The organism is Fulvivirga marina, from assembly GCF_016775155.1.
Taxonomy (GTDB): domain Bacteria; phylum Bacteroidota; class Bacteroidia; order Cytophagales; family Cyclobacteriaceae; genus Fulvivirga; species Fulvivirga marina.
Genome location: NZ_JAEUGD010000005.1, coordinates 1 through 22,757, shown reverse-complemented (window position 1 = coordinate 22,757; position 22,757 = coordinate 1). Strand labels below are relative to the sequence as shown.

General features: G+C 37.0%; 15 protein-coding genes. 9 read left to right on the top strand and 6 right to left on the bottom strand.

The features are described from left to right. Together JMN32_RS03470 and JMN32_RS03465 are read right to left on the bottom strand one after the other, a co-directional pair. The coding region (locus JMN32_RS03470) for a SpvB/TcaC N-terminal domain-containing protein (RefSeq protein WP_449528497.1) at positions 1–2,934 on the bottom strand (2,934 nt) is incomplete at its 3' end. A gap of 1,296 nt (positions 2,935–4,230) precedes the next feature. Continuing rightward, a complete protein-coding gene (locus JMN32_RS03465) occupies positions 4,231–6,201 on the bottom strand; it encodes a T9SS type A sorting domain-containing protein (protein WP_202854900.1) in 1,971 nt (656 codons plus the stop codon). A gap of 389 nt (positions 6,202–6,590) precedes the next feature. On the opposite strand from JMN32_RS03465, the gene JMN32_RS03460 reads away from it, so the two are divergent. Further along, positions 6,591–6,857, top strand: coding sequence for a hypothetical protein (locus JMN32_RS03460; RefSeq protein WP_202854899.1), 267 nt, complete (start codon positions 6,591–6,593; stop codon positions 6,855–6,857). 494 nt (positions 6,858–7,351) lie between these two features. Here JMN32_RS03460 and JMN32_RS27255 read toward each other — a convergent pair whose 3' ends face one another. After that, on the bottom strand, positions 7,352–7,501 hold the full coding sequence (locus JMN32_RS27255; RefSeq protein ID WP_238354338.1) for a hypothetical protein: 150 nt from the start codon (positions 7,499–7,501) through the stop codon (positions 7,352–7,354). Between the two features lie 310 nt (positions 7,502–7,811). Beyond that, the gene (locus JMN32_RS03450) at positions 7,812–8,117 is read right to left on the bottom strand and encodes a hypothetical protein (RefSeq protein ID WP_202854897.1); all 306 of its coding nucleotides are present in this window, start codon (positions 8,115–8,117) and stop codon (positions 7,812–7,814) included. A gap of 176 nt (positions 8,118–8,293) precedes the next feature. On the opposite strand from JMN32_RS03450, the gene JMN32_RS03445 reads away from it, so the two are divergent. From JMN32_RS03445 to JMN32_RS27245, 3 genes are all read left to right on the top strand, one after another. Then, the gene (locus JMN32_RS03445; RefSeq protein ID WP_202854896.1) at positions 8,294–8,773 is read left to right on the top strand and encodes a helix-turn-helix domain-containing protein; all 480 of its coding nucleotides are present in this window, start codon (positions 8,294–8,296) and stop codon (positions 8,771–8,773) included. Between the two features lie 616 nt (positions 8,774–9,389). Further along, positions 9,390–10,037, top strand: coding sequence for a LuxR C-terminal-related transcriptional regulator (locus JMN32_RS27250; protein ID WP_238354337.1), 648 nt, complete (start codon positions 9,390–9,392; stop codon positions 10,035–10,037). Beyond that, positions 10,034–10,387: a hypothetical protein gene (locus JMN32_RS27245; RefSeq protein ID WP_238354336.1), complete on the top strand. Its 354-nt coding sequence runs from the start codon at positions 10,034–10,036 to the stop codon at positions 10,385–10,387. Before JMN32_RS27250 ends, JMN32_RS27245 begins: the two co-directional genes overlap by 4 nt. Before the next feature lie 32 nt (positions 10,388–10,419). On the opposite strand, the gene JMN32_RS03435 is transcribed toward JMN32_RS27245, so the two are convergent. Continuing rightward, positions 10,420–12,765 carry a hybrid sensor histidine kinase/response regulator gene (locus tag JMN32_RS03435; protein ID WP_202854895.1) on the bottom strand — a complete coding sequence of 782 codons (2,346 nt, stop codon included), beginning with the start codon at positions 12,763–12,765 and terminating at the stop codon, positions 10,420–10,422. A gap of 1,440 nt (positions 12,766–14,205) precedes the next feature. Here JMN32_RS03435 and JMN32_RS03430 point away from each other — a divergent pair. The 4 genes from JMN32_RS03430 (at position 14,206) to JMN32_RS03415 (ending at position 19,302) form a co-directional block, all read left to right on the top strand. Next, entirely contained in the window at positions 14,206–16,077 is a 1,872-nt protein-coding gene (locus JMN32_RS03430; RefSeq protein ID WP_202854894.1) for a T9SS type A sorting domain-containing protein, read from the top strand. A gap of 542 nt (positions 16,078–16,619) precedes the next feature. Continuing rightward, positions 16,620–16,874: a hypothetical protein gene (locus tag JMN32_RS03425; protein WP_202854893.1), complete on the top strand. Its 255-nt coding sequence runs from the start codon at positions 16,620–16,622 to the stop codon at positions 16,872–16,874. A gap of 721 nt (positions 16,875–17,595) precedes the next feature. Beyond that, on the top strand, positions 17,596–17,763 hold the full coding sequence (locus JMN32_RS03420; RefSeq protein WP_202854892.1) for a hypothetical protein: 168 nt from the start codon (positions 17,596–17,598) through the stop codon (positions 17,761–17,763). A gap of 129 nt (positions 17,764–17,892) precedes the next feature. Next, the gene (locus tag JMN32_RS03415; RefSeq protein ID WP_202854891.1) at positions 17,893–19,302 is read left to right on the top strand and encodes a tetratricopeptide repeat protein; all 1,410 of its coding nucleotides are present in this window, start codon (positions 17,893–17,895) and stop codon (positions 19,300–19,302) included. Between the two features lie 52 nt (positions 19,303–19,354). On the opposite strand, the gene JMN32_RS03410 is transcribed toward JMN32_RS03415, so the two are convergent. Beyond that, positions 19,355–19,771: a BLUF domain-containing protein gene (locus tag JMN32_RS03410; RefSeq protein ID WP_202854890.1), complete on the bottom strand. Its 417-nt coding sequence runs from the start codon at positions 19,769–19,771 to the stop codon at positions 19,355–19,357. A gap of 517 nt (positions 19,772–20,288) precedes the next feature. On the opposite strand from JMN32_RS03410, the gene JMN32_RS03405 reads away from it, so the two are divergent. Continuing rightward, on the top strand, positions 20,289–22,268 hold the full coding sequence (locus tag JMN32_RS03405) for a PAS domain-containing protein (RefSeq protein WP_202854889.1): 1,980 nt from the start codon (positions 20,289–20,291) through the stop codon (positions 22,266–22,268). The last annotated feature ends 489 nt before the right edge of the window (positions 22,269–22,757 follow it).

Below are 22,757 nucleotides of genomic sequence, written 5' to 3'. Positions count from 1 at the left end.
TTTAGCAAGGAACTCGTTACTTGAGTGATATTCAAAATACAAGCTATCGTCAACAGAAGCTGATATCTCGAAAGTATCTAGAGGGTTTATCTGCCCATTTACAATGGTGAGTTGCTCTTTTAGCAGTAAGGTGTCTTTTTTCTTTACCGAAAACGTAAGTACTCCATTAAAAGCAAAGGCTGTAGATGCCGGAAACTCAATATCAGGAATAATTTTGAGCGCAGCAGGATTGTTGCTGTTGGCAATATCTTCTGTTAATACCCATGGTGTACCATGATCTTTTGCATTGGCATATATGGTAAGCTCAGGTACCGGGAAGAATTTAATGAGGTGCTCACTATTCTGTATTACTTCTGGTACATTAGGGTCGTAAGAAGCTGAATAATACATCTCTGGCTCCCACTCAACAGCTGTCCAATCGATGTTGGTTGCAGATGAAACTCTGAAAACAAATGATTCTCCCGAAACTACATCCAGCACCAAATTGATCGCCTCATTTGCTTCTTCATTCCAGGAAAACTCCTGATCATATTCACTCACATCTCCTGATGAGGTTTTCCTTATGATCTCAACTCTTACACTATCTGTTGTAAAAGGTTTAATGAAGTTGCTGTTGATTGTAATTTGACCATCGATAGGCGCTGTGATCTCCATTGGTGAGGTAAGCACAAAGTCTTCTTCGATAGCATATCTTCCCAGGTCTTTTCCATTTGCATCATTTACATGCAGGTCTGTATTTACATAGTTGATCTCCGGAGCCCATTGTACACGATCTTCCTCCCCATTCTCTACAGACTGTACTCTGAAATATATTTGGTCTCCACGATTAACCGCAATATTACTTACTCCGGTAGGGGTGTATACTGAATGATCACCTTTCTGAATACGCTTTGCCCACAACTCGTTTTGCTTGTGCTGAATGGTAACCCGCACACCATCAAGGGCATCTTTTGGCTCGCTTGGGGCTATCATATTTACTGGTGCAGTTATGGAAATATTTCCATCAAATGGAGCTCTCCACATCCTCACTACATCATGTAGCGGGTTATTATCAATGGCTTGCTCGATTTCCTGTGGGTCTATTTCAAAGATATCAGAAGCAATACCACCACTTTCATCTACAGGGCTTGGGGTGTTAGCACTTGATTGGGAGAAAGTGACAATACCTGTTTCCGGGTCATAGTTATTGTAGTAGACACGCCCATCTTTTACCAGGTNACCATCAAGGGCATCTTTTGGCTCGCTTGGGGCTATCATATTTACTGGTGCAGTTATGGAAATATTTCCATCAAATGGAGCTCTCCACATCCTCACTACATCATGTAGCGGGTTATTATCAATGGCTTGCTCGATTTCCTGTGGGTCTATTTCAAAGATATCAGAAGCAATACCACCACTTTCATCTACAGGGCTTGGGGTGTTAGCACTTGATTGGGAGAAAGTGACAATACCTGTTTCCGGGTCATAGTTATTGTAGTAGACACGCCCATCTTTTACCAGGTCGTTTAACTGGTCACCATTTACGTCTGTAAAGTAGACTGAGGTGAGTGATTTTGTGTTGCTATAGCCAGTGCCAACAAACGCTGATGCGGCATCCCCAAAGCCTCCTTGTGCTTCAAAACCTGCATTGATTGTCTTGCTTCTTTCTTTGTAAAACGAACCTACGTTGACAAGATCGATAGGTCCTCCAAAATTGGTGGAGCCATCGGTGCCTGAAAGGTTTGCCCTGTACCTGAATCCATTACCATCAGCTATCACCTTGTCTGGCAGACCATCCCCATTTATGTCGATCATAAAGACCTTACCTTCTGTATCGGACTGTGAGTAACCTGCTGATCCTCCAAGGGTGTTGCTTTTACTGGTCAGCTGTCCGTCATTAAAACCTACGGTAACGGTCATACCAAAACCGAAGGTCTCTGACTCATTACCGGTAAGTGCAGAGGCATCGTCATTGAAACCTGCTTTTCCTGTAATGAAGTTGCCATCTACATGATCTTGCTGTGGATACCACTGCTCGTTTGACTTAAACGGGGCATATGAAGTACCGCTTCTTACCTCATCGTAATACTCCATTTCGTGAGTTGTAAATAATACCCCTCCTGCATCATACTCTTTAATTACAGTCAATAAGGTCTTATAAAAGGCTCCCTCTTCGTATTCGAACTCGTAGTGGCGTATATTTTTACCATCAAACTTTACTTCTATTTTGTTGAGCCTGTCTGCAGTTACTCTTTTAAAACCTAACCGTCCGTCTATTGTAACATCCTTCCTGGTCGCTCCTCCTTCTTGTCTGTCTCTCACTAATGCAACCGAATATTTACCTTCTGTGGCCCCATGCCCTGTATAGGTGATTTGGTTACAGTATAGTTCATATCCCTGTACGCTTCCTCCTTCTACTCCTACATCTGCCACACGTTCATAGTGGTATCTTACAAAATTGTCGTTAAGGTCTCTGACTTCTACTAGTCCCCAGTGGGCAATATTTCCTGACTCGCCATCTCCACCATCAGCTAAAACTGCATTTCGGTCAAGACCGGTTGACGGGCTTCCTCCATAGCAGTAGCGGGTACCGCTTTTGTCTGTTACTTCCCACCAGTAGTTAGTGGGGTTGTTTCCATGCCTGATGATCTTATTAAATGAACCTTCAACTCTTGGATGAAACTGTTTTTCAGCAGTTCTGGCAACAGGCTCACTTCTATGAGCTACTGGAAATAATTGTTGGCCATTGAGTATATATGTTTCTGTTTCTTTATTGCCCACATATCTTGGCACTCCCCATCTCGTATCGATGGTGATTGAAGGAATTGTGATATTCCAACCTAATCCCATCCAGCCGTTACCTCCTCCATTGCTATAGCTTATGGCCAGTTGTGGTTGTATGCCATTTCTGCCGGCAGGAAGGTGGATCGGATAGTTCAAGTTGGCATTCCCCATGTTGTTGGCCGATGGCGGCTGCATTAGGTTGACTGCGGCTGTTGGGTTAGCCGCTTTTATGCCCTTCATTGTAGTTGAGTTGTAGGCGTTTACTTCTGGTGATTCTGGCACTTTAATAATACCGTTGATCATATCGGTAAAATGGGTAGTCTTAGACCAGATCTCCCCACTTTCGACAACTACGGAATCCAATGGAAGGGGTACCCAATGGTGACTTTGTTCATCAAAAAAGTATGTCTTTATATCATTCTCGGTGTATCCGGCAGGGATTTTATCGGGGTCGTAGGGTAATTTTATTTTTGCCTGTTTTTGAAAAACCGTACCATGCGGAAGGAATCTATACCCTGAATTGTCTGCGGTAACGTTAACCATACCTGCGTCCAGTGCAGGTATATCAACTCCTCTTAAAGTGGTGATGGAAAGATAAGTTGCCGTTGCCAGTGCTTCAACCGGCACTTCTATTGAGGCTCCTTCTGTAGTCAGTTGTTGCCACTCGTTTACGGCAAACAGTTTTTCCACTTTCCTGGAAATAGCTTCTGACTGATAACTATAATCAATATCCGTTTCGTGAGAAAATACAACTGTCTCACAATCAGAAGATCCATCTTCGTAAGTCACTTCTACCGGTACTGTCCAGGTTACTCCTTCCTCGTTAGCGGGCTTCTCAATGATCTGCTCAAACTCCCCGTTAAATGTTGGCACTACTTTTCCGTCTACCTTTATTGTACCATTACCTTTAACAAAACCTTTTACGTAGGCATAATTTCCAAAATACGCATCTGCTGGCTGATTCAACACAACACCAAATGGCCGGCTTTCCTGCTCATTACCTATTTCTATGGACAGGTTGCGTATTTTATAGCTGTGTTTTGCATTTTCGGGAACGGTAAACCGGATTACGTTATCTCCTGCCTTCAGCCATTTTACATAAATCTTTTCCCGTTGTTTTTTCCAGCCGGACTGAGCTTTTACAAGTAGCCCCCCGAATGAGATCTGGTCGTTGATACTTCTGGAAACTGCGGTATGATCCATAACCCCTTCCAGCTCGTAGGTAAGCCAGACTTCCTCATTACCACATAGCTCCTGATCGATATTTACATGAAAGATGTTATCGAAAGGGTTATCGACCGGGTTCTTTTCAGAAACACCAATCTGGCCCTCTGCCCGAGCATAATAGGTACTAATTGATTCTTCACCATAGACAGGGTGCAAAGAACAATTAAATAAAGTCAATAATAGACAAGAAGCAAACGCGTATAGTTGAGCTTTGGTAGGCATGGTATTGAATAGATATTGTTAGTAAACAATGATTTTTTTAGCGCTGGTACCTTCAGGGGTTTCTAACACCACCATGTAATGACCGGCTTTGCTGAGGGAGACCTCAAACTGGTATTCTGCATTCCCTTCCCCGCCAAGTTTTGCATGCAGGTTACCTTTTAGGTCGAAAAACCTAAGTTGCACGGCCAGTGGCTCTTTAAGTGAAATACTGACATTAAATGTCTCATTTTGAGTAATGAGATTAGGAAATACTTCGAATCTTTCGATGGGTGAACCAGTGATGGTTATTTCATCCGTAAATACACAACCATTAGTTCTATTGGTAACAAAAACACGATAGATGCCTGACTCATTTACAGCAATCTTACCTTGGGTACTTCGTAAACCAAAACTACTTTCCCATGTATAATCTACCTCTACAGAATCGGGAATACTCGCTGTAGCATCAAGGATGATCTCCTTATTTTCTGTAAGTGATTGGTCTGGGCCAAGGTCTACAGGAATACCATCCTCCGCCTCAAGTACTGTCACTCTGTCAAAGACTATCCCCTGAGCATCTTTTACCTGCAAGTTATAGGTACCTGCAGAAAGCCGATCAATCTCTAAGTTGTCACCGCTATTGTATTTTGTTTTCTCTTCACTCTCAGTCGATCCCCAAGTAAACTCAAATGGGCCTTTGCCCGCAATTACCTCTACTTTTACACGCCCCGACTCGGGGTCTGTACATATGGGCTGATCGAGTGTTCTTACTACAGCAAACAGATCCTTCATCCGGGCAAAGCTGAAGTTGTCTTTACCGGAAAGGTCAGTATCCCACTTTACTTTGTAGTAAGCTATGCTATCTTTAGAAATACTATCTGCTTTAATATATTCCAGATTATCAGCTGAGAAATCACCACTTCCTGAGCGGTCTATTACTAGCCAAAAGCCCAGTGAGTCCTTAGGCAGTTGAGAGATATCCAGATATATGCTTGTGGAAATATTACTGGCTGTGGGGCCATTGACCCTTACTAACCATTTCCTATCCAGCATAGACAGAATACTGTCCTGACCTTCTCCTTTATGATCGACCAGCGACATGTTGTTATCACCCCAAAGAATAAAGTCCTGATCGGAAAAGATAGAGGTGTTGGCCTCGTTAATTTCTTTTAAGGTACCTGATGATAAGGCAATCAGCTCTGTGGAATCAACAACATTTACTGACTGTTTTTGGTAAAGCTGAAAATGATCATCTCTGCCAATTCCTGTTATTCTATATTGAAACTCTTCATTTTCATCGGCTTTCCACAATACTTCTTCACGTGAACTCACATAGTTTCTGTTCTTAAGAGAAATGCCATATTTGATCCCCAGATAGGTTTCATACTGAACTTTATGCATAAATGGAATGACCTGATCAAACACGAGTATCTCTGCTATCTCACCTTCAAAGTCATTAACTTCTTCTGTGTTGATAATGCCCCCCAATGTAAGACTGGCCCCCTCTCCCGGAAGTTTCGCATCCTCCCAACTTTGGGTGATTGTATTCATGGTGATGAGCTTGTTACCTTGCTCAAAAACATCGATAACACTATCCGGCCCAAGTACACGGCTGGTTGTAAGCATTACATTTCTTTCCTGTCCATCTTTTGCCCCAATAATCCCTCTTTCAGTGGTATCACTTGCCTGATATACCATGATAAAAGTTGTTTCCGAAAGCCCTTCGAGACTATAGGGTATTTCCGAAAGATCAGAAGACGCCCTGAAATGGCGGGTGGGGTTAAAGTTAAAATATACCGGAAAGGAGTTACCTTGCAAAGTAGTTAGTCGAGCATGATTTTCATTCCCACTATAATCTCTCCAGGATGACGAGGTGATAGAGCCTGCATCTGCCCTAAGCCAAACTTTTGGTTTGGTGATTTGACCACTGCTTTGTCCTAAAACCTCAAAATTATTAAAAAGACAAATGAGATAACATACTAAAGCTAGTTTAATAGACGTTCTGATCATATACTTATCAATCTGATACCATAACAATAAATATTTACACGATTTATATAAATCAAATCGTTAATTGTAACCTATCGTTATATACCTAATATCAAATTTTTATCACGCCCGTAATAATTAATATAATACTCTTATTCTATAAGTTATATTTAACTGGCTATAAGTATATTAAAATTTTAACTGCTTACAAATTTCAATTATCATATGTGATTTTTAACACAAAATTTTATTATTTCCCTACTTATTGCATTCATACATGTAAAAAAAAATAGGGCTGTCTTAATAACATGAACAACCAGCTTGGAGAAGCCGTTAAATTGATCTCTTTGTACTTTTAAACTGTCCTATTGTCGAGGGTGATTAACCGTTTAATCGATAATTTTACAACCATGATCAACATAGCACAGCGGTTAAAAGCAGACTTAACTGTTATTGAATTAATCAAATTATTAAAATCTGCTTCTGAAGACCTTACCGGCACAGGTCAATATACTTTGATTCCCTCAGACACCCTGGCCACGGCTTCAAGAACTGCTATGGACACTATAAACTATTGCCAGGAACATGAATTTATCAGAGTGGAAAAATTAGGAAGTAAGTGCTACGAGTTTCATGTTACAAGCAAAGGTTTGGCTTTTCTAAACTCTCAGGCGTAACAAGGTAAACCGTTATAACCCATTAATGAGGTTGCTCCTGTAAACCTTTCACGTGAAGTTTTCCTGGAAAGATGTTTTAATTTGTTAAAGCCCAGAAACGTTTTGAACTGATTATGCATTTTACTATAAATGCTATATTTCAGTATCAAAAAAACGGTTTCCAAAGGTTCCAAGAGTGGTTTTCGACAACTATAATGCTGTAGTTGATCTGGCCTTGTAACGCTTATTGCTTATAGAAGTATTACGCAACGCTTGTAACCGTTTTATGAGTAAATTTTGTCTACTACATTGCAATACTATACATCTGTTTACAACAATAACAACATACATCCGCAGCCATACTTTCTTTATAATTAACGGTTCTGTTAGAGCATGTAGAAGATCTGTGAAACGGTTATTAAACAATACATACAACCGTTACAACCATTTTCAGAGTAGGAATTAAACAGTTTTAGAGGCCAAAAACATTATTCAAAATATTTCCAAAAAAACCTTTACACCCCAAAGAAGGAGGGGGCTATTATAGTACGGGTTGTGATTGTAGCAGGAGCGCCAAGGTCATGAATGAGATGTTTGACGACTTGCTGGCTTATTACATGCCGCACCCTTCGCTGACTGATACTTTGGAGTTCGCTATGTCCCATTTTCTTGAGGTGTTAACAAAGGAAAAAAGGGAGAACCATGAGTCACTGGAAAAGCCGTTGGGGGAGGTCCAGAAAAAAAATAGATACTATTCTTCCCAACTGGCTTTCTTTCGTTCCATAGTTTAAAAGATTAAAAAGGCATCCAAGGGTAGACAACGTGCATTCCCTCCCTGGATGACCGCGAACTCAAACACATTATATGGTATTATTATTTTAGTTCTTCTTTTTTAGACACGTTGGGGAAATTTGGGAGGTGCCACTACCAACACCCCCCATGACCCGTCAACCTAAACCCAAATCAACCGGGTCATTATACAATAAGCATTGTCTCAATTAAATTATTACGGAATTGATAATAGGCTTTTTCCCTTTTTAACAATTTCGTTTCTTCTTCTAATGCTTCTAAAACTCCCTGAAATCTTGTGCCATAAGTAGATAGGCTATCGTTTAATTCCTCTTTTAACTCGGGTTCCTTCAGCTTACAAATGAAATCGACATTTGCTTCAAAAAGCTTCTGCGTTATGGCTTCCATTTTCATGGTAAGAATATCCATACATCGAATAACTGTTTGATAATCTTTTACAGTAGACTTATTTTTAAATTGATTACTGCTCATTAGGGTGAACTGTTTTAATATCTCTTATTTAGCTCCTTTGCGCTATACCGCTTAGAAATAGATTTCTAAAATGGATTTCCGGCTCATGACAATTCTTGTGCTTTTATTATATTTGTTACCTGTTAACAAGAAAAAACACAATCGGAGTTGACCAAATTGTCAACTTATTCAAAAGTATGAATTTTAATACAATATACGCAACTATAGCGGCGAAAATTTCTTATTTTCGTGCCCAAAAAAAGATATCTCAAGAGGAACTTGCCCAAAAAATTCAGGAATTGACTGGTGAAACATGTGGTAAGCATGCCATATCCAGATTTGAAAACTCTCGCAGAAAATTACCCATCAACTATGTACCGGCACTGGCGCAAATTTTTGATATTACCACGGATGAACTATTTTTCAGTGCGAATGAATTAAAGAGAACTGATAAAGACCAAATTGGCACCCGGGTTGCAGATTACCGGGAGCTTGCTACAACTAACCCTAAAGAGGCAGCCAGCAAAGCATTAGAAGCATTGCTTAACGCCAAAAAAGAAGTGCAGGCTTTAAAAGAGCAGCTTCGTAAATATGAAGAGGAACTGGAAAAGAAAAGCACAAAGATGAAAAAATATAAGGAAATAGCGAAATCGTTGAGCGAACTAAGTGAAGATTAATAAAATAGGTATCCAAACTACCTCTAATTGTATTATTACGTTATCTATAGCTGAATTGCTCCATTCTTTCCATTACACCCGTTCCTTTAATGGATTGCCCACAATGAATGGCCAGGCATTTCCTTCTAAAGCTATCCACTATAGTTAACGCTCGAAACCTACTTCCATCAAATAACTGATTGGCCTACAAAATCTATACTCCATGATTGATAAATAGTAGAAATATTTGTGTTAGAACAATGAAAAAGTGAGTTGGACTTGCAACAAAAACCGAACAAATACTTAAATGCATTTCACATATTTATCATTTCCATATTGTTCAGGTGTTAAATAGCCTAAATAGGCATGTTTTCTTTTTTTTGCTATACCAGATTTCAATAAAATTAAATAGTGTAGTCTTACCCTGAGTGGCCATAGTATCTGATATGTGGCTAATTCGGTTCGACTAGTGCCACCCATTTCGGTGTGTTAGTGCCAGTGATTTCGGTTCAAACTGTGCCAGTCACACCTAGCAGTAAGAAGCTAAAACGGTTCGATTTGTGCCAGTTATAACGGTTCAATTAGTGCCACTTTGAAAAATCAAGTTTAACGGGCTATATCGCAAATAAAAAGCGATATGGCCAATACCCTTGATCCAATGGACATCAAACAAATAATCACCCTGCATCTGGACGGCTTAAGTAACCGTAAAATTGGCCATACACTGGGCATATCCCGTAACACGGTCAATAATTACATGAAGCTCATCAACGCTTGTGACCACTCTGCTGAAGAGCTGTTACGGTTTGACCATGCGGAGCTGACAGAACTATTTCCCTCTCAAACTACCATCAATAATGAGAGGTTCAACGAACTGATGCTCTATTTTGAAAAGGTAAACCAGGCCCGTAACCACCCAGGCTTTACTTTTCTCTACCATTATGATGACTACAGACAGCAGAGCAGTCTGAAGAGCCTTACAGTTATACCCAGTTTATGGAGCACTACAGGCGTAAGTATGCCAAAACAAAGGGTTCTATTGAAGCTTGAACATGAACCGGGAAAGGAGCTTCTTATAGACTTTTGTGGTACCAAACTACATATCACTGATAAAGAAACAGGGGAGTTAATACCCGTCGAAGTTTTTGTGGCCATTCTTCCCAACAGCCAGTATACCTATGTAGAAGCCAGCACAACGGTAGAGGTTTATTACTATCACGAGCGAATAGCCCTACACCCGCGCAACTATTCAATAGGATTATACAACACCAACAAAGCCATTTGAGCAGTACCCATAAAGACTATACAGACTGGAGCCCGGAATACTTCCGGAAAATGGCAGCACGGCACGGTGAAAATGTAGAGGCGTGTATAAAAGGGTTATTTATTGACTGCGATTACCCTGAAACTGCCTACAAAAGGGCAATTGGCATTATCCAGCCTCATCGCCTGTATAGTTCCCAAAGGCTTGAAAATGCCTGTAAACGTGCTGTTTACGGCGATGCCATTTCCTATAAAAGGATCAGGAACATACTGGAAAATAACCTTGACAAAGATCCTGTTCCTGATACCCCTGACTTAAAATCACATATACCTGTCCATGACAATATACGTGGGGCCGGAGCTTACAAGTAACAATTTAAAAGCATTTTGTTTGGTTTAAAATGTCAATCTATCGAAACGTGAATAGAAATTTTAGCAAATAACTTCTCCTGATCAATAGGTTTTGATATGTAGCCTGAGAAAATATCTGGACTATACTTTTCATTAGATTCAATATCATAACCTGTTTGTGCTATAATGGGCACTTCAGAGTTTAATTGATTAATCAAATTAGCTGCATCAAACCCATCCATTATTGGCATACTAATATCCATTAATACTAAATCAATTTTTGGATTACTTTTGAACAACTTCACAGCCTCTTCCCCATTTGCTGCATGAAGGATATCACATTCAAACCTTTTTTGAAAAATGACTTTTAAATAATGAAAATTTATAAATTGATCTTCAGCAATTAAAATAGTAGGTATGCCACTATTAAGCTCTTCATTTGCAAATAATTCTTTAGTTTGAACAACCTGTTTGAAAGGGATTGAAAAATAAAAAGTTGAGCCTTTACCTAAAGTTGATTCAACCCATATTTTGCCCCCAATTACTTCAATTAATCCTTTGCAGATGGAAAGACCAAGCCCCGTACCTCCATAAGTACGACGAATACTTCCATCTGCCTGCTGAAAGCTGTCAAATACTTTTGCCTTATTTTCTGGAGAAATACCTATTCCAGTATCTTCCACGAAAAAAATTAAATTAGTTTCTTTAACTGTATAGCCAAACTTAATTTCTCCTTTATGTGTAAACTTTAGTGCATTTGAGAGCAAATTGGTGATGATTCTGGACAATTTAGAATTATCTGTGTTGATGACTGATTCATAATCAGGCAGAGCATTTGCAAGGTTTATATTTAAACCTCTAGTTTCTGCCTCGGGTTTGAATTGAACTTCCAGGTCTCTAAGTAGTTGATTTATATTTACCTCGCTTTCATTTACATGAACCTGATTTGTCTCCAATAAAGAAAAAGAAGTTATATCCTCTATAAGAGATAATAATTGATTTGCTCCATTAATAACGTACCTTCCAAATTCTTTACGTTCCGTTTCTGTTGTTTCTGGATTAACTAACTGCTTAGAAAAACCTATGACTGCGTTAAGTGGGGTTCGAATCTCATGACGCATATTTGCTAAAAAAGCACTTTTCAGCCTGTCGTTTTCTTCTGCTTTCTCTTTAGCATTTTTAAGTTCATCTTCCTTTAATACTTGATCTGAGATGTCTTGGAATATTCCTCCAAGTTTTGCTGGTTTGTTATCCACAAAAGTAACCTTACAAGTTGTTCTTACGGTAATCTTCCTCCCTTTTGTTGTATAGGTTTCTAAGATCAAATCATACCCTTTACCTTCGCTCATAGCCACCTCCAATGCTTCGCTAATGATTCTTTTTGATTCTGGCAAAAAGTATCCAACACCAGCATCCACCGTTGGATTAAACTCTTCAGGTGAGGTATCATGAATACGATAGGTTTCTGTCGTCCAATAAAGATTTCCTGTTTCAATATCTAATTCCCAACCACCGAGCTTGGCAACAGCTTGAGACTCTTCTAAAAGCTTATTTTCTCTTCTGTAATTTTCCTCTCTCTCAAGTAAAATTTTCTCAGTTTGTCTTTGCTTTGTTTCATCAATCAAAGCTCCAATCATTCGAAGAGCTACTCCTTTCTCATCTCTTTCAACAATTCCATAAGACTTGATATATTTCAAAGATTGATCTTTCCTAATGACTCTATAGTTAATTTCAAACTGGTTTTTAGACCTGAGTAATTCCTCGTAGTTTTTTCTGACTCTTAATATGTCTTCAGGATGTATAAAATCATACCAAGATTTATCACTTAACTTCATTGAATCTTTATTTTTTATCCCATGTAGTGAACATGAAATCTTATCAAGATATGTTTTATTTAGAATTAAATCACGTTCCCAAATTCCAATATTTGCAGCTGAAGTGGCTATTTTAAACTGTTGATTCGCATTTTGTAATTTTCTTTCACTATCACTTAAAGCTTTCTCAATTCTTTTATTTTCAGTGATCTCCGTACGAACAGCTATGAAACTTGTAATATCCCCCTCATTATTGAACAATGGAGTAATAGTTGTAGCTACCCAATAAAAAGAACCGTCTTTTGCCCTATTTTTAATTTCACCTTTCCAAACTCTACCAGAGTGTATTGTTTTATACAAATCCTTAAAAAATTCCTTCGTATGATGTCCAGAATTTATAATCCGATGATCTTGTCCAATCAGCTCTTCTCTAGAGTATTGAGATAGTTGGCAAAACTTATCATTGACTTCTGTAATGCGACCTTGCTTATCTGTTATTGCGACAATGGAATGTTGGTCAATAGCGTATTTATAGCGTTGAAATTCATCGAGGTTTTTCTCAGAAGGTTTAAAGCCTTTATTCATAGATCAAGCAAATTTGAAAAGAGACAATAATTGTAAATTAAATAGACGTTATTGAGAAAGGTCTATTAGGCTACATTCAAATAAATATATATAAGATAATAATTAATTTTTAAATTAATTATTGCTAGAACCTTTTAATTTGACCTCTCTCCGAAAAACAGACAGTTTGAAAGTAGAAAAATGGCTATTAATTCGCTACCAATAGCAAGTAAAAGAAATTTTAACAATTGGCAGCGGTTTTATTGTACTGTAATAGTGTATTATAAACAAAAAAACATTTTCAAAGGGTCACTTTGAACCATTAATCTTACCCAGAAATTTGACTAGTTGCTCTGTAATTAATAACGTTGAACCTATTAAAAATGGTAAATGCATATCAGTCCCTTGAATTTGATATATAAATAAGGAAGGAAAAACGGCAAAGATACTACTCAAAACATAGTGATGGAGCCTTCCGTCTGGTTTAAGCTGAAAGACAAAGGTTTCAGTGGTTCTGCTTTTTAATCATCTCCTGGTCCTTGAGTATGTACTTCATTCACACCTTCTGTATTAAGCACATTATCAGTACGGGTATTATTTCTTCGTCTTGACATGCGGTAAAAGTTAGTCCAAATATACCAAGTATGGCAATCAGTACAATTTTTCTAATTTTCTTTGTTTTTGGATTTAAATGGTTTGGGTTGTATTTAGGGTCATTAGATTGTAAGTTAAGTCAATGTTACGCTGGTAATGAATAAGTTATACTTGTATTGCTTTGAATAACAAACTAATTCGCTACCAATAGCAAGTAAAAGAAATTTTAACAATTGGCAGCGGTTTTATTATACTGTATATAGTGTATTAACAACAAAAAAAACATTATCAAAGGGTCATTTTGAACCATTAACTTACCCGAAAATTTGACAAGTTGCTCGGCATACATACTCATTACAATAAAGAGATCGAAGGCCGTTCAGTTTTCAATGTTATTCTGAAGCAGAAACTAAAAATACCCAAATTCAGGTATTGACAAAGCTATTCAGCATTGACTATTTTTAAACTTCGCTCATAAAGAGATGACTTTCGGAAAGTAGATCGTAGTTGGGAAAGTTTTAGATGCAGTCGTTGAGCGAAATGGATATTTTAAAGTGTGTGCTATGGTTTGTAAATGTTAGTAGCAACTAGCTATAAGAAATATAACAAACATGATACTTAATGTTTGGAACTACTAATTTTAAATGGTACTGCTTAATAATTATTAAATATTGATACTACTTTTTATTTGCAGTTAAATAGTAATGACATTGACACTTTATCGATTTCATTCAAATGAAAATTTTTTCTATATGAATGTACATTATGATAATTTACTATTTGAAGATTATGTTGTATTTATTATTGATACAGGCTGCGGTTTCAAAATCCCAAAACAATTGTTGATTACATTAATATAATATTGCTATGAAACAAATTTTTCTATTTCTAATAATAATTAGCACATCAACTTTTGCACAAAATACCGCACCAGAATGTGGAACTCCCCCTCTTGATTCTGCCTCCATTGTAAATTTGCCTTGGTTTGGTAATAATATTTTTTTGAAAGAATACAAACAGAAAAAAGAGAAGGAGAAAAAGGAGAAAAAGGAGAAAAAGTTCAAGGGATTAGAAGAGTCAATACTTAGTACACAAACCGTTTGTACTCCTTTTGATTATCTAGTTCCTGTAAGAATGGTAATTTGGCAAAATTCCTCAAATAATTCGCAAATGACTTCAGAAGTTGCTGAATCAATCTTGATGGAAGCTAATAATAGGTTTTTAAGTGCAGGTTCATCAATACAATTTTATTTAGTTAGAAGTCCATTGTCAATATCGAATAATGCCTATTCTGATGGTTTAACTGGTGGAGAAGAGCTTGATATGTTTTTGGCTCAGTATAATAGCAAGCAAATAACAGTACATCTGATTGGAGGTGGGGGGTCTTTAGGGACAGCGATGAAATCCTTAAAATCTCTATGGATTCGTACAGATCCAAATGGTGGCAATTTAGACCTATTTGGGTCTTCTATTTATATTGAGCGCCTAGGTGGTACCTTGGCTCATGAGTTTGGTCATGTTCTTGGATTATCACATACACATGATGCTGCTAGACTATCTACATCTGAGGATAATGGAGCTATTTACAATAATTGCTATCAGGAATCTGTTAGCCGTTCAAGACGAAATAAAATAGGTTGTATATCGACTTATAAAAAACTTAAATGCGAGATTAATGGAGATCAATTATGTGATACAGAAGCTGATCCCAATATGAACAAATTTTCTTATATTGATAACCCCAATGCAACTAATGGTTGCATATACACTCTTCCGCCGTCAGGAGATTATAGAAGTGATAATTGGGGCATTCTTTGGAGTCCAAACGCGAAAAATATAATGGCTTATAATAACAGAAGATGCCGGAATTTTTTTTCCGATGGACAAATAACAGTCATGAAACATACTCTTGATACTGATTGGTCAAATGTTACCCCAGAGCTTTCTATTTCAAAAAGTCAAGTTTGTTATAATGGAACAGCTACTGTTTCTATGCCATCTTATTATGGAGATGGTTATACAAGTATCTATGGCGCTTCCTATAGATGGGAAGACGGAGCCGGGATATCAGCTTCGTCGGGGCAGACTACGAAATCCTTGACTGTTAGAGGAACTAGTTCAAGTTTTAGCGGATATAGCCCGGTAAAAGTATTTGTATCTTCACCTGTAGGATCCTTTTGTTTACAAACCTATGTTTGGGTAGGAGTGCCTCCAGCTCCTGCCTCAATATCAGGTAACACTGATTCTTGTATAGGCGCATCAGAATTTTACTTTACTCCAGGCTCTTCACATGCAAGTTCATATGATTGGACTATAGATCCGTTTGGAAGTAATTGGGCCATTGAATTTGAAAACAATACTGAATCAAGGATTAGAATCGGTTATTCAAGCGCCTATGTTAATGTCCAAGCGGTTAATAACTGTGGATCAAGTAATAAAAAATACATTTTAGTTAACGGAGAAGAGTGTGATGTAAACTGTACTATGCGGTTAGTTTTGTCGCCCAATCCAAAGAAAAGTGAGGTAGTTAATTTAAGAATTATAGAGCCTTGTTTAACAACAAACAATGCAGACAAATACATCATAGTAATTTACGACAACCAGGGGCATAAAATAATTGAGGAGCAAAGCTCTGAAAATAGCTTCCAAATAAATGATATTCTGGGTCCTGGAATATACCATATTATAGTTAGTAGGAAGGGTAAAGTTGTTTCTGAACAGTTAATAGTTGAGGAGTAATACATCAATTTATCGTACTTTGATTTTTCAGACAAAAAATAGAAAANNNAAATGATATTCTGGGTCCTGGAATATACCATATTATAGTTAGTAGGAAGGGTAAAGTTGTTTCTGAACAGTTAATAGTTGAGGAGTAATACATCAATTTATCGTACTTTGATTTTTCAGACAAAAAATAGAAAAGGGGCTATGCCTCTGTTTAGTAATGATGAAGCACAAAAGTTAGCACAGCAATTGCAGCATCTTATGGTACAGAATTCACTGGACAATAGAAAAGGATAGTTGAAGGTGTCATGAGCATTATTGAAATCAAATATACTTTCTAATTAAATCTTCTCGAATATATATTAAGTGGCTTTCAAGAGAGTTCTTGAAGCCACTTGATAATCAAAAAAAATCATGAAAAAATAATTATATAGCACAAATATATTCTGGTGGTCAACCAGTAATTGATGACCTGAAAAAACTCTGGTTTCACCTCTGTAGTTGCTTGGACTGTACATGTTCAGGCAGATGGGATACTCATCTACAATTATTCTCCTATGGTAAAAGGTGGAAAATATATTGGTAACCCAGATTGGCCTAAACAACTTGAAGGTTTAAAGAGTGGAAAAACTTCGGGGAATCGCTTAATCTTTTCAATTGGGGGCTGGAGCAATAATTGCAATATATCTGATTTTGCAAATATCAAAAATCTTATCGATAAATATGATATTAGTTCCTATAACGCACTTTATGAAAACTTAAAAGTGCTTAAGGAAACAATCCCTGGTATTTATTTCATTGATTTTGAGTAAATTAGAACCGAGGTTTGACGCAACCGGATTCGTTTATCCAGGGCTCTGGTGTCGTCATAGGAGCGATTGTTCCTAAGATGACTGTCCTTCAGACATTACTCAAAAGTTTGAAACTGGAACAGGTTAATTTGATGGGCTTTGAGGTGGATTTATCTGGCTTTACAGTGACATTCAGTCATGTAAAAATTTNTTAGTTCCTATAACGCACTTTATGAAAACTTAAAAGTGCTTAAGGAAACAATCCCTGGTATTTATTTCATTGATTTTGAGTAGATTAGAACCGAGGTTTGACGCAACCGGATTCGTTTATCCAGGGCTCAGGTGTCGTCATAGGAGCGATTGTTCCTAAGATGACTGTCCTTCAGACATTACTCAAAAGTTTGAAACTGGAACAGGTTAATTTGATGCGCTTTGAGGTGGATTTATCTGGCTTTACAGTGACATTCAGTCATGTAAAAATTCAAATGTTTGTAATTGTAATATGAATGAACACTAAGGCTTATGCAAGTGCTATTTTGAACGGGTTAGCTTCAGCGTAAGCCCCCATTTTAGGACAAGTAAGGATGTGCTATTTTGAGGTAAATGTTACCTATTTTGATTAGGCTGTATCAATAGGCTACTATTTAGAGTGTAAATAAAGTACATGTTAAAGAGATGTATTAACATGTGTGATTATTTGCCGTATAGTAGTATTAACATTACTAACAAAACTATTATAATTATGAAAACCCTCAAAACCATTGTATTTGCTGCTACACTATTTTTAACCCTGATTTTAACTGCATGCAGTGACCCTTACTATGAAAGTATTGATGAAAGTATTGATGAAAATGAGAAGTTAGAAACTGAGCCCAGGGGAGATGAAGGCCAGGTCATTAGGCGCGATTAAAAGTAGTTGAGCAATAAACACCTCATTCCTTTTTAACCTACAGCTTGCGTATGTATGTTATCGTTTTAATTTAAATAGAGAAAAAATGATTAATCCTATATCTTCAGACTACCAAAATTAGACTGTGCTATGATTTATTTAGACCTATACCTGCGAAAATATTCATTATTTTTTTTGTTCTTGTTCTTTTTTATTTCATGCTCTAATACGGAAGAAATAACCCCTGAGCCTTTACCTGAAGGTGTTGTTTCCCTTGAGGCTATGCTAAGTGACGACCTGGATAATGAAAAACGCATGGAAGTTTACTACCAACTCTATAAAGAGTACCGTTCCAAAAATGTAAGCCAAGCGGAAGAGTATGCCAGCAAAGCCCTTTCACTAGCCAGTCAAATACAAAATCTGAAATATGAAGCCAGAAGCAGGCATGCCTTAGGCTTGCTTCAGCAGCAAAAAGGAGAGTACAAAAAAGCAATTAATTCTTATTTACGTGCAGCAGATCTTTTCGAAAGCTCTGGTGATATAGCCCGAATGGCAGATGCTACAAACAATATTGGAATGCTCTTTCTCAATGTGGAAGGTTATACGTACGCGCTACAATATTTTAAGAAAGCGGCTAACATTTATGCGCAAAATAAGGATTTTAAATATTTATCCGTTGCTTATTCAAATGTAGCTACCTGCTATTCAAAAGGAAGTGACTATGTCACTTCCTTAGAATATTTGAACAGGGCAATTGATGCGACAAATAAAACGCCCCCTACTGACCAGGAAATGTTAGCCTATCTATTCAACAAAAAAGGTAATATTAATTATTTTGAAAAAGATTATGAATTAGCCATAAGTAATTATGAAAAAGCCCTGGCCTATACTGGTATCTCAAATCATCTAAAATCTACACTTTTTGATAATTTGGCTAATGCCTATATGTATTTAGCTCGTTATGGCGAAGCTGAATACTGGATAAAGAAAGGTAATGAAATTGAAAATATAATTACATTAGACATATCATCTAAAATTCAAAGCTATAATATTGAGGGTGAATTATATCAGCTACAAGGCCACCATGAAAAGGCCGTAAAGATGTTTGAAAAGGCTATAAATGAGGCCGATAAAACGGTTTTTAATGAGTACCTTGATAATACCCTGGATCTCCTTTCTAAATCTCAACGTGCACTGGCAGCTAATAATGTAAGTTTAAATATTCAGGATGTGCTTAGGATAAATGATATACGTCAGCGACAACAAACATTAAAGGAGAGTTATATTAAGGATCTCCAATATAATCAGTTACAAATCTTACTTGATAAAGAAGTAGAATCCTATCACCGAGAGGTGAAGCAGGCAAAACTAGATAGTGAACGCATAACCATTTTTAAGTCGGTTGGTATAGCCATAACTTGTCTGGTTATTGCCCTTATAGGTACTGTTGTTGAGAGCCGTCGCAAAATCAAGAAACACGAAGGCGACCATTACAGGATGAGCAAAATCAGGGAATTATTTCAAAGCCCATTAGGTAAAAAATACTTGGAGGAGAAATAAGAGCTCAATTTAGGGTAAGCATACTTGGTTTCTAATTTTAACCTTCGTTGACTTAGAAAAATTTTTTGAGTAGTCCCAGCACTTTTACTCCATTCTCTTCTTGCCCATTGAGAATTTTATTGAAGACCTCTTGATCTGATTTTGATATTTCGGTTTTAAAATCCACCAGACTACCTACAATTTTTCGTGACCCCATATGCCAGCTAGGAAAGGACTTTTCCTTAATGGGACCATAGGAAATCATCCTAACATTACTGTGCCGAACATCTAATTTTATTTTATCATATAAACTGGTAATGACCTTAGACTCTCCTTCTACCATTTGAATAAATTTAGTATCGGAGTAAAGAAGAACACCTGTTATTTGAAGGGGAGGATTATTCCTTTTACATGAAGTCAATATTTTTGTAATCTCTTCCTCAGTACAATTACGATTACGGTTACTAACATAGACAAGTTGTGATAACATTACATTAAGGTTTTTAATGATTTAAATAATTATTAAGACTATACTTATGGCAAATTACTGAAAGACATTATCTTTTTTAACTAAGCGATATCCCCCAAACACTTTTGCATTTAAAATAATCAAAAGAAAATGCTTCTCATTTCTAAAAAGTCAGTAAGACTTAAATGCGGAAAGGCGTTGTTGTTAGAATGAAGTTAATTAAGTTAAGAATAATAGCCGCTTAATTCATTAATTTTTTTAGCTATCCTATAAAAGGAAAAATGTAAGCAATTAAAAGTAAACAGCTTACATTATGAATAGTTTAAAATGTCCTTTTCTGACAGTAAATGACCTATTTCGACAGCTCTGATCAGGTTTAAGTTCCTACCTTAAAGAGGCTTTATCAAATAATTTGATGCCTCATTAAAAGCACTGAATTACACTTTTTACTTATTATTTTAGTAAACCATTTACCAGGTTGTTATTGATACGTCTTATTCAAATTAAATTGGATTTTAACTAAAAACCACCTCAATCAATGAAGATCAGATCCATATCTATCAGGGGCTATATCATTGGTTTTTTCGCTTGTCTTATAGCTCTTCTAATTATTTATTTTTCTATCATTTTATACCATCGTAATCTCGAAAAAGACGATTCTTATATTATCGATATTGCTGGAAGAAATCGAATGCTATCTCAAAAGATCGGCTTCTATGCCGAAATAATTGCCCGAGGAAATGAGTCAGTAAAACGCGATCTACTGTCGGCGATTGAATTACATGAAAAGTCGATTAATGTACTTGAAAAAGGAGGAATTGCCCCAGGTTTGGAGGGGCAAATACAAATTGCTCCTAGTCCGGAAGAAGTTCAGAATGATATCAGAAAAGCACAAATTCTATGGAAACAATACAAGGAAAATGCGTTAAAAATTGCAAATTCGACCAAAAAAAATAATAATATCAGCTCTTCTGAGATTGCATCTGCCTTAAAATTCATTGAGGAAAATGGACATAATTTACTTCTTCTAAATAACAAGATAGTTCAGCATTATGTAGCCATCTCAGCACGAAGAAAGGTCAATTTTATTGTCACATTAATTTCTATTTCCGTAGCGGTTTTAATCTTCTTCGCTATAGCTTTTCGGTTTCTTAATCAGAATATCCTCAAAGTGCTAAAAACAATAGGTGAGGTAGCTGACGAGGTAGCCGAAGGTACTTTTAGTAGAAAAATTCCAAATCAAGTTGATATTTACCTTGGGAAAATAGCCAATGCTATCAATGACCTGGGCGGTAATATTAATCAGGCGTCTATGTTCGCTAATAGTATTGGGCAAGGCAAATTTGATTTTGAATTTGAAACCAAAAGAGGTGGAAATAGATTGTTTGATGAGTTGGTAAAAATGAGAGATCAATTGAAGAAAGTAGCTGAGGATGATGCAAAGAGAAATTGGGTTACCAAAGGGTTGGCACACTTCGCAGATATCTTAAGAGATGATAAGCGGTCTATCAATGAATTAGGGGATACCATTATTTCTGAGTGTGTTAGTTATCTGGAAGCCAATCAGGGTAGCTTATTTATTATTGCAGAAGAAGGTGATGAAAAGTTTATGGAATTACTTTCTTGCTATGCCTGGGATAGGAAAAAGTTCAATAATAAAAGAATCCATAAAGGTCAGTCCCTGGTAGGCCAAAGCTGGTTAGAGAGAGATACAATTTACTTAAGAGATATTCCAAATGATTATATAGAAATTACTTCTGGTCTTGGAGAGGCTAATCCTAAAGAAATTCTTATTGTGCCATTAATGAGTAATAAGGAAGTTTTTGGAGCCATTGAATTGGCCTCCTTTACAAGATTTGAGAATTATCAAATTGAATTTTTAGAGAAATTAGGAGAAAATATAGCGGCAACTCTATCATCCGCCAATGTGATGAAAGAAACTAATTTGCTCCTGGAGCAAACACAGCAACAGACAGAGGAGATGAGGGCGCAGGAAGAGGAAATGCGCCAGAATATGGAAGAATTGCAATCCACACAGGAGGCAATGGAACGACAGACTAATGAGATTGAGCGGATAAAGCAAGACCTGGAAATACGGGAAAGTGTTTTTGACCGTACGACTATTCTATCAGAAGCCGATCCTTACGGAACTATTACATATGTTAATAATAAGCTTTGCGAAGTTGCCAAATATTCAAGAGAGGAAATGATTGGTCAACCCCATAGCCTTTTTAGGCACAAAGACATGCCAAAAGAATTGTTCAGGCACTTCTGGGATACTATAAAAAAAGGGGAAGTATTTAATGGCATTATAAAGAATAAAGCCAAAGATGGTTCTGTGTATTGGGTAGATACTACTATTGTTCCAATTAAGGAAAATGGCAAGATTAAAAAATATATAGGTGCTCGATATCATATAACTAATGAAGACTTTGCCATTGCCATGTATAACTTACAGGCTGACCGTTTAAAGTTGTCCAAACATGTATGCAATGAGGAAGAGCTTTTATATTCATAAACTATGAAAATACTGGGCATAAGCTTGCTGAAAGTGGGCATGCCTTTAAGTCATAATGCAGAAACTTTTTGAAGCAAATGTCGATTTCATTTGTAAGCTGAAGGAACCCAAGTTAAAGGAGGAATTAAACGGTAGTCTATCTACTAATGGCACAAGGTTTCAGGGAGTTTTAGAAGCGTTAGAAGAAGAAACGAAATTGTTGAAAAGGGAAAAATCCTATTATCAATTCTGTAAGAATTTAATGATTGAGACAATGCCTATTGTATAATGACCCGGTTGATTTGGGTTTTAAATTGACGGGTCATGGGGGGTGTAGGTAGTGGCACCTCCCAAATTTCCCCAACGTGTCTAAAAAAGAAAAATTAAAACAATAATACCATATAATGTGTTTGAGTTCGCAGTCATCCAGAGGAGAATGCACATTGTCTACCCTTGGATGCCTTTTTAACCTTTTAAACTATGGAACGAAAGAAAGCCAGTTGGGAAGAA